General features: G+C 68.5%; 10 protein-coding genes. 4 read left to right on the top strand and 6 right to left on the bottom strand.

Annotation, left to right across the window (positions count from 1 at the left end):
- Positions 1-25 precede the first annotated feature (25 nt).
- The 4 genes from cydD to EII34_RS06470 all read left to right on the top strand — a co-directional run bounded on the left by cydD (position 26) and on the right by EII34_RS06470 (position 5485).
- Entirely contained in the window at positions 26-1621 is a 1596-nt protein-coding gene (cydD, locus tag EII34_RS06485) for a thiol reductant ABC exporter subunit CydD (RefSeq protein WP_124844132.1), read from the top strand.
- A complete protein-coding gene (cydC, locus tag EII34_RS06480; protein ID WP_124844130.1) occupies positions 1618-3180 on the top strand; it encodes a thiol reductant ABC exporter subunit CydC in 1563 nt (520 codons plus the stop codon). Before cydD ends, cydC begins: the two co-directional genes overlap by 4 nt.
- A 16-nt stretch (positions 3181-3196) precedes the next feature.
- On the top strand, positions 3197-4018 hold the full coding sequence (locus EII34_RS06475; RefSeq protein ID WP_124844128.1) for a hypothetical protein: 822 nt from the start codon (positions 3197-3199) through the stop codon (positions 4016-4018).
- A 192-nt stretch (positions 4019-4210) separates the two neighbouring features.
- Positions 4211-5485 carry a glycosyltransferase gene (locus tag EII34_RS06470; protein ID WP_124844126.1) on the top strand — a complete coding sequence of 425 codons (1275 nt, stop codon included), beginning with the start codon at positions 4211-4213 and terminating at the stop codon, positions 5483-5485.
- A 67-nt stretch (positions 5486-5552) separates the two neighbouring features.
- On the opposite strand, the gene EII34_RS06465 is transcribed toward EII34_RS06470, so the two are convergent.
- The 6 genes from EII34_RS06465 to EII34_RS06440 all read right to left on the bottom strand — a co-directional run bounded on the left by EII34_RS06465 (position 5553) and on the right by EII34_RS06440 (position 13988).
- Positions 5553-6887: an outer membrane protein assembly factor BamB family protein gene (locus EII34_RS06465; protein ID WP_124844124.1), complete on the bottom strand. Its 1335-nt coding sequence runs from the start codon at positions 6885-6887 to the stop codon at positions 5553-5555.
- Between the two features lie 27 nt (positions 6888-6914).
- Positions 6915-7553 carry a DUF1707 SHOCT-like domain-containing protein gene (locus EII34_RS06460; protein WP_221620218.1) on the bottom strand — a complete coding sequence of 213 codons (639 nt, stop codon included), beginning with the start codon at positions 7551-7553 and terminating at the stop codon, positions 6915-6917.
- A gap of 19 nt (positions 7554-7572) precedes the next feature.
- Positions 7573-9378 carry an outer membrane protein assembly factor BamB family protein gene (locus tag EII34_RS06455; protein WP_124844122.1) on the bottom strand — a complete coding sequence of 602 codons (1806 nt, stop codon included), beginning with the start codon at positions 9376-9378 and terminating at the stop codon, positions 7573-7575.
- Positions 9379-9404: 26 nt separating this feature from the next.
- Positions 9405-9629 carry a hypothetical protein gene (locus tag EII34_RS06450; RefSeq protein ID WP_124844120.1) on the bottom strand — a complete coding sequence of 75 codons (225 nt, stop codon included), beginning with the start codon at positions 9627-9629 and terminating at the stop codon, positions 9405-9407.
- 851 nt (positions 9630-10480) lie between these two features.
- Positions 10481-11677, bottom strand: coding sequence for a septal ring lytic transglycosylase RlpA family protein (locus EII34_RS06445; protein WP_124844118.1), 1197 nt, complete (start codon positions 11675-11677; stop codon positions 10481-10483).
- A 103-nt stretch (positions 11678-11780) separates the two neighbouring features.
- The gene (locus EII34_RS06440; protein ID WP_260425064.1) at positions 11781-13988 is read right to left on the bottom strand and encodes a heavy metal translocating P-type ATPase; all 2208 of its coding nucleotides are present in this window, start codon (positions 13986-13988) and stop codon (positions 11781-11783) included.
- Positions 13989-13994 lie beyond the last annotated feature (6 nt).

The following is a 13994-nucleotide window of genomic DNA, read 5'->3' as shown; positions in this document are numbered from 1 at the left end:
CTGACCTGACCGGTAGCCTGACCTCATGGCAGGACCGGTGGAGCCGAGGCTCCTGAAACGTGCCGGGGCGGCCAGGACTCACCTGGCCGCCTCGGTCGTCGTCGGGGTGGCGACGGCGTTGTTCGTGATCGTGCAGGCGTGGCTGCTGGCCCACGCCGTCACAGTGGTCTTCAGCTACCGGGCGCTGCCGCCGGACTGGGTGCTCACACTGGTGCTGCTGCTGGGAGCGTTCACCGCGCGCGGGGTGTTGGGGTGGTTCAGCTCGGTGCTGGCCCACCGGTCGTCGGCGACGGTGAAGTCGCAGCTCAGGCGCGACGTGCTGGCCGCGCACCTGAGACACCCCACGGCGTCGTCGGCCTCGCTGGTGCGGATCGTCACGACGGGGTTGGACGCGTTGGACGGGTACTTCTCGAAGTACCTGCCGCAGCTGGGTCTGGCCGCGACGGTGCCGTTCCTGGTGGGTGGGGTGATCCTGTGGGCGGACTGGCCGAGTGCGTTGATCGTCGCGTTCACCCTGCCGTTGATCCCGGTGTTCATGGCCCTGATCGGCTGGACCACCCAGGCCGCGACGAAGCGCAGTTTCACCCGGGCCGACAAGCTGGCGAACCACTTCGCCGACCTCATCCAGGGGTTGCCGACGCTGCAGGCCTTCGCCCGGGCCAGGGCGCAGCGCAAGGGCGTGGTGATCACGGAGGAGCAGTACCGCTCGGAGACGATGAGGGTGCTCTACATCTCCTTCCTGTCCTCGTTCGCCCTGGAGCTGTTGGCGTCGTTGTCGGTGGCGGTGGTGGCGGTGACCGTCGGGTTCCGGTTGGCCTTCGGGGAGATGCCGTTCCAGGCGGCCCTGTTCATCCTGATCCTGGCCCCGGAGGCGTTCCTGCCGGTGCGTCAGGTGGGGGTCCACTTCCACGACTCGGCCGACGGGGTGGCGGCGGCGCGGGCGGCGCTGGACCTGATCGGCGATGATCCCGCCCCGCCCTCCCGCGACCTGCCGGAGGGCACGTCGGTGCGGTTCGACGCGGTGGGGTTCACGTGGCCGGATGCGGCCTCCCCCGCTGTGTCAGGGCTGTCCCTGACGGTGCCGGAGGGTCGGGTGGTGGCGCTGACCGGGCCGTCGGGGTGCGGCAAGTCCACCGCGTTGGGGTTGGTCCTGGGCTTCCAGACCCCCGATTCCGGGCGGATCCTGGTGGACGGTGTGGACCTGGCGGAGCTGGACCCTGCGGCGTGGCGTCGACGGCTGGCGTGGGTGCCACAGGACCCCGGGATGGTGGCGGGCACCGTCGGGGACAACGTGCGGCTCGGTCATCCCGGGGCCACGGATGAGCAGGTTGACCGGGCGTTGCGTGAGGCGGGGGCGGATTTCCCGGCCTCGAAGGATGTGGGTGATGACGGTGAGGGGTTGTCGGCGGGTGAGCGACGGCGGGTCGCGGTGGCGCGGGCGTTGCTTCGGATCCACGGTTCGAGGGCGCGACTCCTGGTGCTCGATGAGCCGACGGCGGGTCTGGATGCTGCGACGGAGGAGGCGGTGATCCGCGCGGTGCGGGACTCGGGCGCGGGGGCCCTGGTGGTGACGCACCGCCCTGCAGTGTTGGCGGCCGCCGATGAGGTGGTGCAGCTGTGAAGGGGTTGGTGACCGCGCTGTTGGCGGAGGTGCCGCGGGGCCGGCTGCGGCTGGCGGCTGCGGTGCTGCTGGCCTTCCTCGCCTCGTTCTCGTCGGTGGCCCTGATGGGGTTGTCGGCATGGTTGATCAGTTTTGCGGCCCTGATGCCGCCGGTGCTGTACCTGCAGGCCCCGGCGGTGGGGGTGCGGACCTTCGCCATCTCACGCGGTGTGTTCCGCTACCTGGAGCGGCTGGTGGGTCATGACGTGGCGCTTCGGATGCAGTCGGCGCTGCGGGTGCGCACCTACGACGCCCTGGCGCGGACCACGTTGATCGGGGCGAGGCGCGGGGACCTGTTGTCCCGGGTGATGGCGGACACCGAGGCGGTCACGGATGTGCTGGTGCGGGTGCTGATCCCGTTCTCGTCGGCGCTGCTGGTGGTGACGGTGACCTCGGCCGGGGTCGCGGTGATCTCGCCCGGGGCGGGTGCGGTGCTGCTGGTGACGGCCCTGCTGGCGGGGGTGGTGGTGCCGTGGTGGGCGCAGCGGGCGAGTCTCGCCGTCGATGCGGCTGCCGTGCCGACCCGGGGCAGGCTCTCGGACGCGGTGCGGGAGGTGGCCCGGACGGCCCCGGACCTGGTGGCCCATGGGGCCGAGGCCCCGGCGTTGGAGCGTCTGCTGGGGCTCGATGCCGAGTTGCGGGAGCAGGAGTCGCGTGGGGCGTGGGTCCGTGGCGTGGCAGGGGCGGTGCAGGTGGTGGCCGCCGGGGTCGCCGTGGTGGCGGGGTTGGCCATCGGGGCACCCGCCGTCGTCTCCGGGGCCATGCATCCGACGTTCCTCGCGGTGCTGGCACTGACCCCTCTGGCCCTGCACGAGGTGCTGGCGACGTTCGCGTCGGCGGCGCAGACGTGGACCCGGGCACGGTCCGCGCTGGGTCGGGTGGCTGAGGTGCTGGAGGCCGATCCGGTCGGCACCGGGGACGTGGTGCCTGATGGTGAGGCGGCTCCGGGGCTGCGGCTGAGCGGGGTGAACGCTGGTTGGCCGGGTGGCCCGGTGGTGCAGGAGGGGCTGGACCTGGGGGTCGCCCCGGGTGAGCGGGTGGCGTTGACGGGGGCCTCCGGGGTCGGCAAGACGACGGTGGCGGCCACGGCGATGGGGCTGATCCCGCCGCGCTCCGGTGTGGTGGAGCGTGGCGGGCGCGTCGGGTACCTGGCCCAGGATGCGCACATCTTCGCCACGTCGGTGGCGGAGAACGTGCGGATCGGCGACAAGGACGCCTCGAACGAGGAGATCAGCCGGGCCCTGGCGCGGGCGGGGTTGCCGTTGGAGCCGGAGCGTCTGGTGGGCGAGGACGGGGCGAGCCTGTCGGGTGGTGAACGTCGTCGGCTGGCGTTGGCGCGGCTGCTGGTGGCGGATCGGGACCTGTGGATCCTGGACGAGCCGACGGAGCACCTGGACCAGGCGACGGCGGAGGCGCTGATGGCCGATGTGTGGGAGGCCTCGACGGGGCGCGCGGTCCTGGTGATCACGCACGACCCGTCGGTGGTTTCAGCCTGCGATCGGGAACTTCGCCTCAGCTGACCACTACCCTGTTGCCATGAAGTCCCTCCGTGGCATCGTCGCCGCCCTTGTTCTCGTCGTGTTGTCCGCATGCACGGTGTCGTCGCCTCAGGACCCGATGAGTTCCGCGATGAACTCGTTTCTGGACCGGAACAGGGAAGCAGCCGAGCTGTTGACCTCGGTAGGGGTGGAGGTGCTCGAGGTGCGCGACATCAGCATCGTGCTCGCAGAGGAATCTGACCTCGTGTTGGCTGCTGAAACCCTCGCTGGTCCATCCGCGATCAGTGAGCTGAAGGCGGGGAGGTTCCAACTGAATCTCGTAGGTGTTGAGCGAGATCAACTCGACATCCTTCCGGCTCTCCTCAGGGAGGATGAGCTGCGAAAGTTCGAGTTCTCCTTGCGCGCGGTGAATTTCGAGACCAGCTTGGATCGCTGTCTTCCGTTGGTGGAGCTGTCCTCCTCCTGGACCGACGACTTCTTCATCAGCTGCGGTCCTGAGGATGACATCACCGGTTCTCTCGGCCTGACCGGTTCGGCTGCCCAGTTACGCGCCTGGATCCCACGACTCCGGGAGGCGTTTGATCACGGCCTCGTCTCCCTCAGCTTCCGCAGGATATCCGAACAGGATGCGGACACCCGCTTCACCCTCAGGCTCGCTCCTGGCTCTCAGCACGGTTGGCAGGAGGTCGCGTTGGCGGTACGCAGCCTTGGCTGGGAAGGGGAGCTCACCATCACCGTCGAGCCGCTGGGTGAGTTCCGTTCCACCGCCACCGGAACTGCCCTCGAGCCGATGCCTGGCGACGACCCGCGTCATCTGTTCCCTGCCCTCATCGACGCCTGGAACGCCACGTCCTCCTGACAGGCCGCCCCCAGGAATGAATCGCAGACGAAGGACGACAGAGCGTCCGTGGCAGGTGACGACGGCCCGGCGTCTTTCATCTGCGATTCATGCCACGTGGGATGGGATGGTGGTTGCCGCCCCGGGGGTCTGGCCGGGTCGGGCGTTGCCCGAGCCACCTCGACCTGACCGGACGTCGGCTAGAGTTGCGCTGTGACGGATGAACCGCCCCAAGCCACCCGACGTCTGAAGGTGGCCCAGTTCACGGACAACTACGGGCCCGGCAGCAACGGCCTCATGTTCGCCGTGCAGCAGCTGGAGGGAAACCTGCTGGACGCCGGCCATGAGGTCGTCGTCGTGGCCCCGAAGGCCAAGGGACCCAACCCCCATCTCGGGCGCGACGGCCGCGTCGAGATCCGGCTGCCGTCGGTCAGGGTCCCGAACATGCCGACCAGGGTGGCCAGCGGTGCCCGGTTCGAGAGAACCATCGAGAAGATCCGGGCCCTCGACCCCGACCTGCTGCACGTGCACGGTCTCGGCACCGTCGGGGCGCTCGGGGTGTGGGCCGCGAAACGGCTCGGCAAGCCCCTGCTGATGACCTGGCACACCGATTTCGACGCCTACGCCGACCACTACTCGGCGGTCCTACCGCTGCTGCGTGGGGTGCTGATGGCCTTCGCCAGGATCACCCACGGTGAGATCGTCGACGCCGATGACCTGCGTGAGGCCGCCATCCGGTTCGGGGACCGGGGCCGCTCCACCGCCACCCTGCTGGGGCTGTGCAAGAAGATGCTGGACAGCTCCGACCTGGTGACCTCACCGTCGCCGAAGACCGCTGCCCGCTGCCGCGAACTGGCCCCCGAGGCCAACATCATCGTGGTGCCGAACGGGGTGGACCCCCTGCCCGACGGCCCGCCCCCCTTCCCCCGGGAGCCGGGACCCCTCGTGCTCTACATCGGCCGGATCGCCCCGGAGAAGGGTCTGCCGCTGCTGGTGGAGGCGTTCGACCTGGTGGTCGCGCAGCGCCCCGATGCCCGCCTGATGGTGGTCGGTGACTGGCAGCGATACCCCAGGATCAAGAAGATCCTGGCAGCAGGGCGTGACCGGGGACACATCATCCTGCCGGGTGAGCAGAAACGCGACGCGCTGGGCGCGTTCTACCAGATGGCGGACGTCTTCGCGTTCCCCAGCCAGACCGACACCCAGGCGCTGGTGCTGCACGAGGCCGCCCTGGCGGGGCTGCCGATCGTCTCGGTGGACCCCGGTCTGCAGCTGGTGCTGGAGCCGGGAGTCAACGGTGAGCTGGCCCGCCCCACCCCGGCCTCACTCGCGGCGGCGTTGATGCGGGTCATCAACCGGCTGCCCGACGAGCAGTGGCGCAGCAACGCGACGGCGACGTCGAAGCGCCTGGCCGGGCAGTGGAGCATCGCCTCGCAGGCCGATGAGATGCTGCGGCTCTACGAACGGGTGGCGGACCGGGCAGTGTGAGTTCGGTGTTCTCTGCCATTCCGGAAGGCCCGGGCAGCTCTGAGGAATGGCAGAGAACACCGGACGATCAGCGATGGATGGCCAACAGAATGGGCTGTTCCTCGTTCGACTCGCCCTTCCACCTCAGCAACGTAGCCCCGCCGTCGCGGGTACGGACAGTCGTCTTGATGTCCCAGGACCCGGAGCTGTACGACTTCCCCTCCGGGGCAGGTAGTGGGATCGGGGTGACCAAGGGCTCGCCGTCGCCCCTGATGAGGGTCAGCTCCTTCGTGCCGGACCGACGGGAGACCCTTGCATTGTCTGCCAATGGGTCATCTCCCACACCATCATCCGCCTCAGGGGCTTCCCAGACCCTGCCAGTCCACGAATCCAGCACCTGAGCCGGCCCTGAGGAGCCGAAACACTTCGGGAAACCGGTGTACGAGCCCACGAGTTCTGGATCGCCGGCAGGAGCCTGCCTGCTCTCCAGGGTCTCGATGTCGACCCAGCTGTTCGACCCGTCCGAGGGGTCATGGACCAAGGTCCACCCCCGGTGCAGTTTCAGCTGCTGCTCCGGTGGGTTCCTGACCGCTCGATCCAGCTGGGCGACGACCTCGTTTGGGTCCTGGTCCGAGACCACCGGCACCGGCGTCACGATGCAGTGCTTGCACCCCGGCACCGGATCGTCAGCCGCCGAGATGTCGGGGAGCACCACCAGCCGGGAGGAGGTGTTGGTACCGGGCAGGAACTCCCGGGAGTCCTCGGTGCTCCACCTCTGCTCACCGGTATGGATGTCATGGGCGGTCCGCCCCACCACCACGACATGATCCGTGACCGAGATCCTTTCCTTGTGGCAAGGGAAGGAGCGGGTGAAGCGAACCTGCCCGGTGAGACCATCCAGGACCGTCAGCACGCACTCATGCTCGCCGAGGACGACGAGGGCGGCGGCGGTTCCGTCGGGGGACAGCACCAACCGGTCATCCCACCCCTCCGTCATGAGGCGACCCGCCGGTGTGAGATGGGCCTTCCAGTTCTGGAGCTGGTGCTGCCACAGTTGCTCCCCCGTCGCACCGTCGACCGCGATGACTGTGTTGTCATCACTCAGGATCGGGCCCCGCGCCCCGGGATTGACCTGCACGTCCCCGGTGAGGTCCGAGGACGTGAACGTGGCCACCAGTTCCCCTGTCACCGTGTCATCCGGGAGCGGCCCGGGCATTCCCGACAGCGTGGCAGGAGCCTCAGCGGTGACCGAGAGCACCGGGGAGAGATCGGTGACTGCCTTCCGCAGTCCGAGACCGGCACCGGTGACGACCATCAGCCCCACACCGATGGTCCCGAGCCCGAGACCCAGACCCAGCAGAGTGGGCCGTACCCACGACTGCCCCGTGGTGGGTCCATGCGTGACCTGCTGCGACGTCCCCATGCCGGCCCATTCTGCTACGGCCTCGGGTCACCCCGGCAGGCCGCGGCGCCAGGCGTCGATGGTCATCTTGGCGGTGTGCAGGTCGGCACCGGTGAAACCTCGATAGAGCCGGATGGCCTGGAAGGTGTTGCCCGAGGCCAGCTCACGCATCACCTGGCTGCGTTGCTGGTGGGAGAGCTGGGGTGTCGATGCCTGCTGTCGGGCCCGGGAGGTGCTCGTCCACTTGGACATGATCGCCATCCCGACCAGGAACAGTGGGATCAACAGGAATGCTCTGCCACGCAGTGCACCGAACATGACCGCGAACACGAACACCGTCGAGATCCACCAGATGGCGTTCCCCCGGTGCTGTCGTGCAGCATGGTGGGAGCCCTGCATGAACTCGACAGGGTTCGGCGAATCCGGTGACCCGGCCGAGTCCGGGGAGCCGTAGCGGTCCCGCATCACGGGCAGCACCGGCTCCGGCAGCGGCTGTCGCCAGGCGGCCCCGCCGGGCAGGTCGGTGAACAGCCGGTCCAGGTCCGCCCCGGTCCTGGCGACGAGCGCGGCCTGGATGCGCTCCTCCAGTTCCTCGAAGGTCAGCCGCCCCTCCACGTGGAACTCCTGGAGCCTGGCGACGGCCTCGTTCCGCTCGTCGTCACCAACCCTGATGTGCCCGTCGTCCATGACCCTCAGAGTAGTCCTCTCACCGGTGCATCACGATCACGGAGCTGTCCAGCCCCCACGTGAAACCGGTCGCGATCCCGTGCGGGGTGCGGATGCTGCCGATGTGGTACCAGTCCTCCTCGTACCCCGAGGGCACGGGCACCACCAGAGGGGCCCCGATCACTGATCCATCCGGTCCCTGCACCTCGAAGGGGGCGTGGTAGGACGAGACCACGGCCCAGGCACCCACCCCCAGCGGCCCATCACTGCGACTGCCCCCGGGATCGATGACGGTGCCCGTCTCCCCGGTCCAGGGGTCGAGCACGTGGAAGGCCCAGCGCGAGTCCGCTGCCACCTCCTCGGGGGTCTCATCGGGGGCACTGACGGCCAGGGTGTCGGTTTTCCAGTCCGAGTAGTTCGCCTGAGGGATCGTCCCTGTCGGGATGCGCTGCCGCGTGTCAAGGTTCAACCAGCTGTTGGCACCCGTTGCCTGATCGTGCTCCAACAACCAGCCCCGCGCCATGATCGGAGCGTCGTGGTGTTTTCTGTGGGTGACCACCCGGCTCACCTTTCCCAGCACCGCCGTCGGGTCCTGATCCGAGACGATCTCCTGCGGTCCAAGGGTGCAGGAGGAGCAGGCCGTGATCCAGGCCTCCTGTTCCTGTTCCGTGAGCACCGTGGTATCGTCGTCCGAGGCCACCAGCAGATGGGAGGCCCCGTTGACTCCCTTGACGAAACCGGGTTCAGGGGCCACGCTCCAGAGTTGTTCTCCTGTCACCAGGTCGTGGGCGATGCCGTCCACCACCACGACGTGATCGGTCATCGCCACCTGTGGGTGACAGCGTCCACTCCGGTCCGCCGGTTTCGGAAGGTTGAGTGCGAACCGCTGCCTGCCCGTGACGGCATCGAGCACCACCAGCGCTGCTTCGTCTTCCCTGTCGTTTTTCCTTCCCATGTCTTCCGAACAGATGAGGAAGGCAGTGGAGGCGCCGTCGAGGGAGACCAGCAACTTCCTGGGTTCCCCGTAGGACTTCCAGAGGCCCTTCAGCTCTTTCTGCTTCTGGAGCTCATGGCGCCACAGCACCTCTCCGGTGGCCCCGTCGAGCCCGATGACGGTGTCACGGTCGGCCGCGATCGGCCCTCGCACTCCTGCGTGCAGCTCAACATTCCCCTGCGCCTCAGGCCACTCGTGGGTCCACACCACCTCCCCCGTCGCCTGCTTCACATCAAGAACCGGAGCCATCACCGGCAGGGAATCCGGTACCGTCGTGGTCACCGCCCTGGTCAATGCCAGTTCCCCCCGGACCAGGACAGCCCCACCCACCGTACCGAGACCCGCCACCAGCACCCCACACAGCAGAGCCACCACCCGCCCACGGGGCTGCCCCACCCGAACCACAGCCCATCCCCTGGCCCGGAGCACAACCAACAACGCCAGCACCAGACTCGCCACCCCGATACACCCCGCCACCAGAACGGTCCACAACACCGACGGATCAGCATCGACATCGACACGCCGCCCCCGAGGCGGATCGCGAAGCAGACTCCGGACCACCAACAGCAGGAAAAATGCAGCCACCAGACTGCAGCACAACCCCGGCCACAACGACGACTGGCCGCCAAAACGCTCCACCGCCACCGCACCCGCAGCGAACAACACCAGAAACCCCAGAGGCACCCAGAAACCGAACAGATCAGCCCCGTCACCCGGCCGGGTCACCACAGCCAACCCCCAACACACCACACCACACAACCACAACATCGCGATGACGCCCACCAGAAAAGGCCACACGAACGGCACCCGAGCAGCCACCACCGAACTCCCATCCACGTTGTCCCGCATCATGCAGCCCACTCTGTCACCTCACCGGGTCACCGGTGCATCACGATGACGTTCGAGAACCCTGCCCCGGTCTGACTCCGGCACTGGAAATCGGAGACGATCCCGTGCGGAGTGCGGTTGCTCCACATGAATTCCCCGGTGGTTCCAGGCGGCACAGCAGGTCTGACCGGCTCTCCCACCAGGGTGCCCTCCGGGCGCACCAGCTTGAGGGCCTCCTCCGCGTCCCCGCCCCTCAGCCAGATCCCAACTCCCAAGGCTCCATGCTTGTCACTGAACTGCTCCAGTGTGACGGTCCCGTTCTCCCCCGTCCACGGATCGAGCACACGACAGGCCGTCCACGGACTGCCTTTCTCGGCCTCGGTCCTCAGGGCCTCGAAGGCCGGGGGTCCGTTCTCCAGCCCCCCATCCCACCACTTTCGATCTCCTGGATCGGAATTCGTTGTTCGGCCATGCAGCTGGCGAAGGCCACAGCCGTACCCTTCGGGGCCGCCACGACCCACACAACAGGGCCGCCGCACCTCGCCACCGGGCGCACTCCCTCGGCACCACTCCCACCTCGGAGGCTCTCTGCAGCACGAACAACATGAACGACAAGCAACCACTGCCGAGACAACCCATCACCGCACTCGCCCACAGCGCCGTCGGATCGGCTTCCAGGTCCACCTGCACACTGGTCGCGACAGTCTCCCGGACCCTGGCACGTCCCCAGAGGAAGAACACTGCCGCTGCCAAGAAGCCGAGCACCCCATCCACGACGGAGATGGCCCGACCGAACGTCCTGGCAACACCGAACAAGACACACAGCACCCCGATGGTCATGGGCACCCCGGCCACGGGCAGCACCTACGAAACCTCGCTGTCTCCGCCGGAGAGAATCATCAAGCCCCCGAACACCACCCCGCAGCCCCCAGTATCGCGGAGAGCCCGATCAGGAAGGGCCTCAGCCAGTGCAACCGGAGGGTCAACACGGATTGCTCGTCGGACGTCGTCTCCCCTGCCCTGGTCATGGGGCATTCTGCCCCCATTCCATCCCCCCCCCGCGGGCGAGATCAGAACAAAACGACGGGCCAGCCGGTTGGCTGGCCCGTCGCGGAGATCTGTGGGATCAGACGATCTCCCAGTTGACCGTGATGACCCCGGCGGAGGTGCCGCCGATGGTCTCCATCGCAGCCTTGGAGAGGTCGAGGCAACGACCCCCGACGTACGGGCCACGATCGTTGATCCGCACCACCACGGACTTGCCGTTGGACGGGTTGGTGACCTTGACCTTGGTCCCGAACTTCAGGGTCTTGTGGGCCGCGGTCAGGTCGTTCGGGTTGAAACGCTCACCGGTGGCGGTCATCTGGCCCTGCCAGTAGTACGACGCCTTGCAGGTGTTCCCCGTGGCCGGGGTGAGGTCCTCGGAACCGCCGGAGTCGTCGCCGGGAGCTGGCTCCTCCGGCTTCTTCTCCTTCTCCTTCTTCTCCTCCTCCTTGGTGCCGACGAGGGTCACCTCGTCGACGGGCTTCTTGGTGACCTCCTCGCCCTGCAGCGTGGAGGACTGGAGCACACCGTCGTGGTAGACGTCCAGGTAGGTCTCGGTCTTCACACCGTCCTCACCCTTGGTCTCGACCTTCTTCTTGCCCTTCTTCAGGTCCGCACTCTCCTTCTCGGTCTTCTCGAAGGGGATGGCGACCTCCTTGGTGGAGGTGGACTGGTCGACGACGACGACGCTGATCTCGAGGCCCTCGGTCAGCACGGTGTCGGCGGTGGGCGTGAGGATGTCGTCCTCATCGGGCGCGATCCCGGCCTCGGCCAGGGCGTCGCCGACGGTGCCGGCGATCTTCACCGGGGTGGTCTGCCCCTGGTGGGTGAGGGTGACGTTCTTGGCGGTGGAGATCTCCAGCGCCAGGCCGTCACGACCGATGGCGTCGGAGCGGGACGCGGACAGCTTCGCATCCGAGGCGTCCATGCCGAGGAAGGCCAGTGCCTCCTCGACGGTACGGGCGGTGGTCCACACGGTGCGGGACTCCCCGTCGACGGTGAGGCTCAACTCGCGACCGTAGAGGACGCTGATCTCCATCCCGTCGGTGACCTCGGCATCCGTGGCGGGCAGGACCACGTCGTGTTCCCCGACGCTGATGCCCTCGAGTTCCAGCACCTCCCCGACGGTGTCCTCACGGACCGACAGCGAGGTGGGAACCCCGTCCACGACGAGGGACACGTCGTTCTTGTGCATGGCGGTCGCCAGCGCGGCCCCTCCCACGAGGGTCAACGCGAGTCCTCCTGCGGCTGCGGGGATCCAGATGTGTTTCTTGGCCATCAACGACTCCTGGTCGAACTCTGGTCTGACTTTCGCCGGGGATGCCCGACCCCAGCATCCTAGGCCACGTCCCCCTCAAAGCCAAACGAAACCTGAGAATCTCTCAGCCCAGCTTGGCGCTGCGGAAGGTGCGCAGACGCAGCGAGTTCAGCACCACGAAGACACTGGAGCACGCCATCGCGGCCCCCGCGATCATGGGGGTGAGCCACCCCAGTGCCGCGATCGGGATGGCCGCGACGTTGTAGGCGAACGCCCACAACAGGTTGCCCCGGATGGTGCGGTCCGTGGCGCGGGACAGCCGCACCGCGTCGACCACCCCCACCAGGTCGTCCCGCACCAGGGTCAGGTCGCTGGCAGCCGCCGCCGCATCGGTCCCGGCCCCCATCGCAATGCCGAGGTCACTCGTCGCCAGGGCGGCCGCGTCGTTGACGCCGTCGCCGACCATCGCCACGCGCCGCCCCTCCGCCTGGAGGTCGCGGATGACCTGCACCTTGCCGTCGGGCAGCACCTCCGCGTGGACATGGGTGATGCCGACGGCCGCTGCGACCTCGTCGGCCACCTCGCGGGCGTCACCGGTGAGCAGAACCGGCTCCAACCCGAGTCCACGCAGCTGCGTGACCGCCTCCTCGGCCCCCGGCTTGAGGCTGTCCCCGACGACGATCCGGCCGATGAGTGCACCGTCGGCCACGACGAGGACCTCGCTGCCGACCGGCCCGCACCGTTCCGGGGCCGTGACCTGGAGGTCAGCCAGCAGGCGTCGGGACCCGGCGTGGACCGGGCGTCCCTCCACCTCGGCCACGACACCCCGTCCCGGCAGGGCCTCGAAGTTCGTCGCGGCGGGGAGGGCCTCGCCCGCGGCCGCCACGACGGCGCGCGCGATGGGATGCTCCGAGCCGGACTCGACGGCACCGGCCAGCCGCAGCAGCTCCTCGCGGGTGTGACCCGGCGCCGGCTCCACGGCGAGGACGGTCATCACCCCGGTGGTGAGGGTGCCGGTCTTGTCGAGCACGATGGTCTGCACCGCCCGGGCCTTCTCCAGCGCCTGGGCGCCACGGATGATGATCCCCAGCTCAGCACCCCGACCGGTTCCCACGAGCAGGGCCGACGGGGTGGCCAGGCCGAGCGCGCAGGGGCAGGCGATGATGAGCACGGCGATGGCCGCGGTGAGGGCGTAGGTGAACCCGGCCCCTGCCAGCAGTTGTCCGATGCAGGTGAGCAGGGCCACCAGCAGGACCCCGGGGACGAAGAACTCGGTGATCCGGTCCGCCAGCCGCTGGGCCTCGGCCTTGCCGGTCTGCGCCTGCTCCACCATCCGTGCGATCTGCGCCACCTGCGTGGCCGAGCCCACCGCCGTCGCCCTCACCAGGAGACGCCCGGTGGTGTTGACGGAACCCCCGACGACGTGGGCACCGACGCCCACCTCGACGGGCAGGGACTCCCCGGTGATGATGGAGGCGTCGACGGCGGAGGTGCCGTCGATGACCTCACCGTCGGTGGCCACCTTCTCACCGGGACGGACCACGACGACGTCCCCGACGGCGAGCCGGTCGGCCGGGACGGTGGTCTCCACGCCGTCGCGCAAGACGGTGGCCTCCTTCGCGGCCACCTCCATCAGGGCTCGCACCGCGGCCCCTGCCTCCCGCTTGGAGCGGGCCTCGATCCAGCGGCCGAGCAGCAGGAACGCGACGATCCCGGCGGCGGCCTCCAGGTAGATGTTGCCGAGCGGGTCGGAGTGCCCCAGTGTCAGGCTGAACCCGTGCTTCATGCCGATGGTCCCGGCATGGCCGATGGTCATGGCGATGACGGACCAGCCGAGCGCCACGAGGGTGCCGAGGCTGACCAGGGTGTCCATCGTCGTGGTGCCGTGGCGGAGGTTCTTCCAGGTGGCGGCGTGGAAACTGCGTCCACACCAGAGCACGACGACGCAGGTCATGGCCAGCGCCACCCACTGCCAGGCCGGGAACTGCCAGGCCGGGACCATGGAGACCGCGATGACGGGCACGGCCAGCAGGAATGCCAGCCTCAGGCGGGGCCACAGCACCTCTGCCCGTTCCTCCCGAGGCTCCTCGGCGGTGGGGCGGGCGTCGTACCCGGCGGCCTGGACCACCTGGATGAGGTCCTGGACGGTGACTCCCCTGGGGGCCAGCACCTGGGCGCGTTCAGTGGCGTAGTTGACGGTGGCCGCCACCCCGTCCACCTTGTTGAGCTTCTTCTCGATCCGGTTGGCGCAGGCGGCGCAGGTCATGCCCTCGAGGTCGAGGGAGATCTCGACCTGGTTCCGGCGTTCTTGCTGGGTGAGGTCAGTGGTCAAGGCGGG

Origin of the sequence: Arachnia propionica (assembly GCF_003859805.1) — a bacterium.
In the GTDB taxonomy this organism is placed as follows: domain Bacteria; phylum Actinomycetota; class Actinomycetes; order Propionibacteriales; family Propionibacteriaceae; genus Arachnia; species Arachnia propionica_C.
This window is presented reverse-complemented; position numbering and strand designations above follow the sequence as displayed.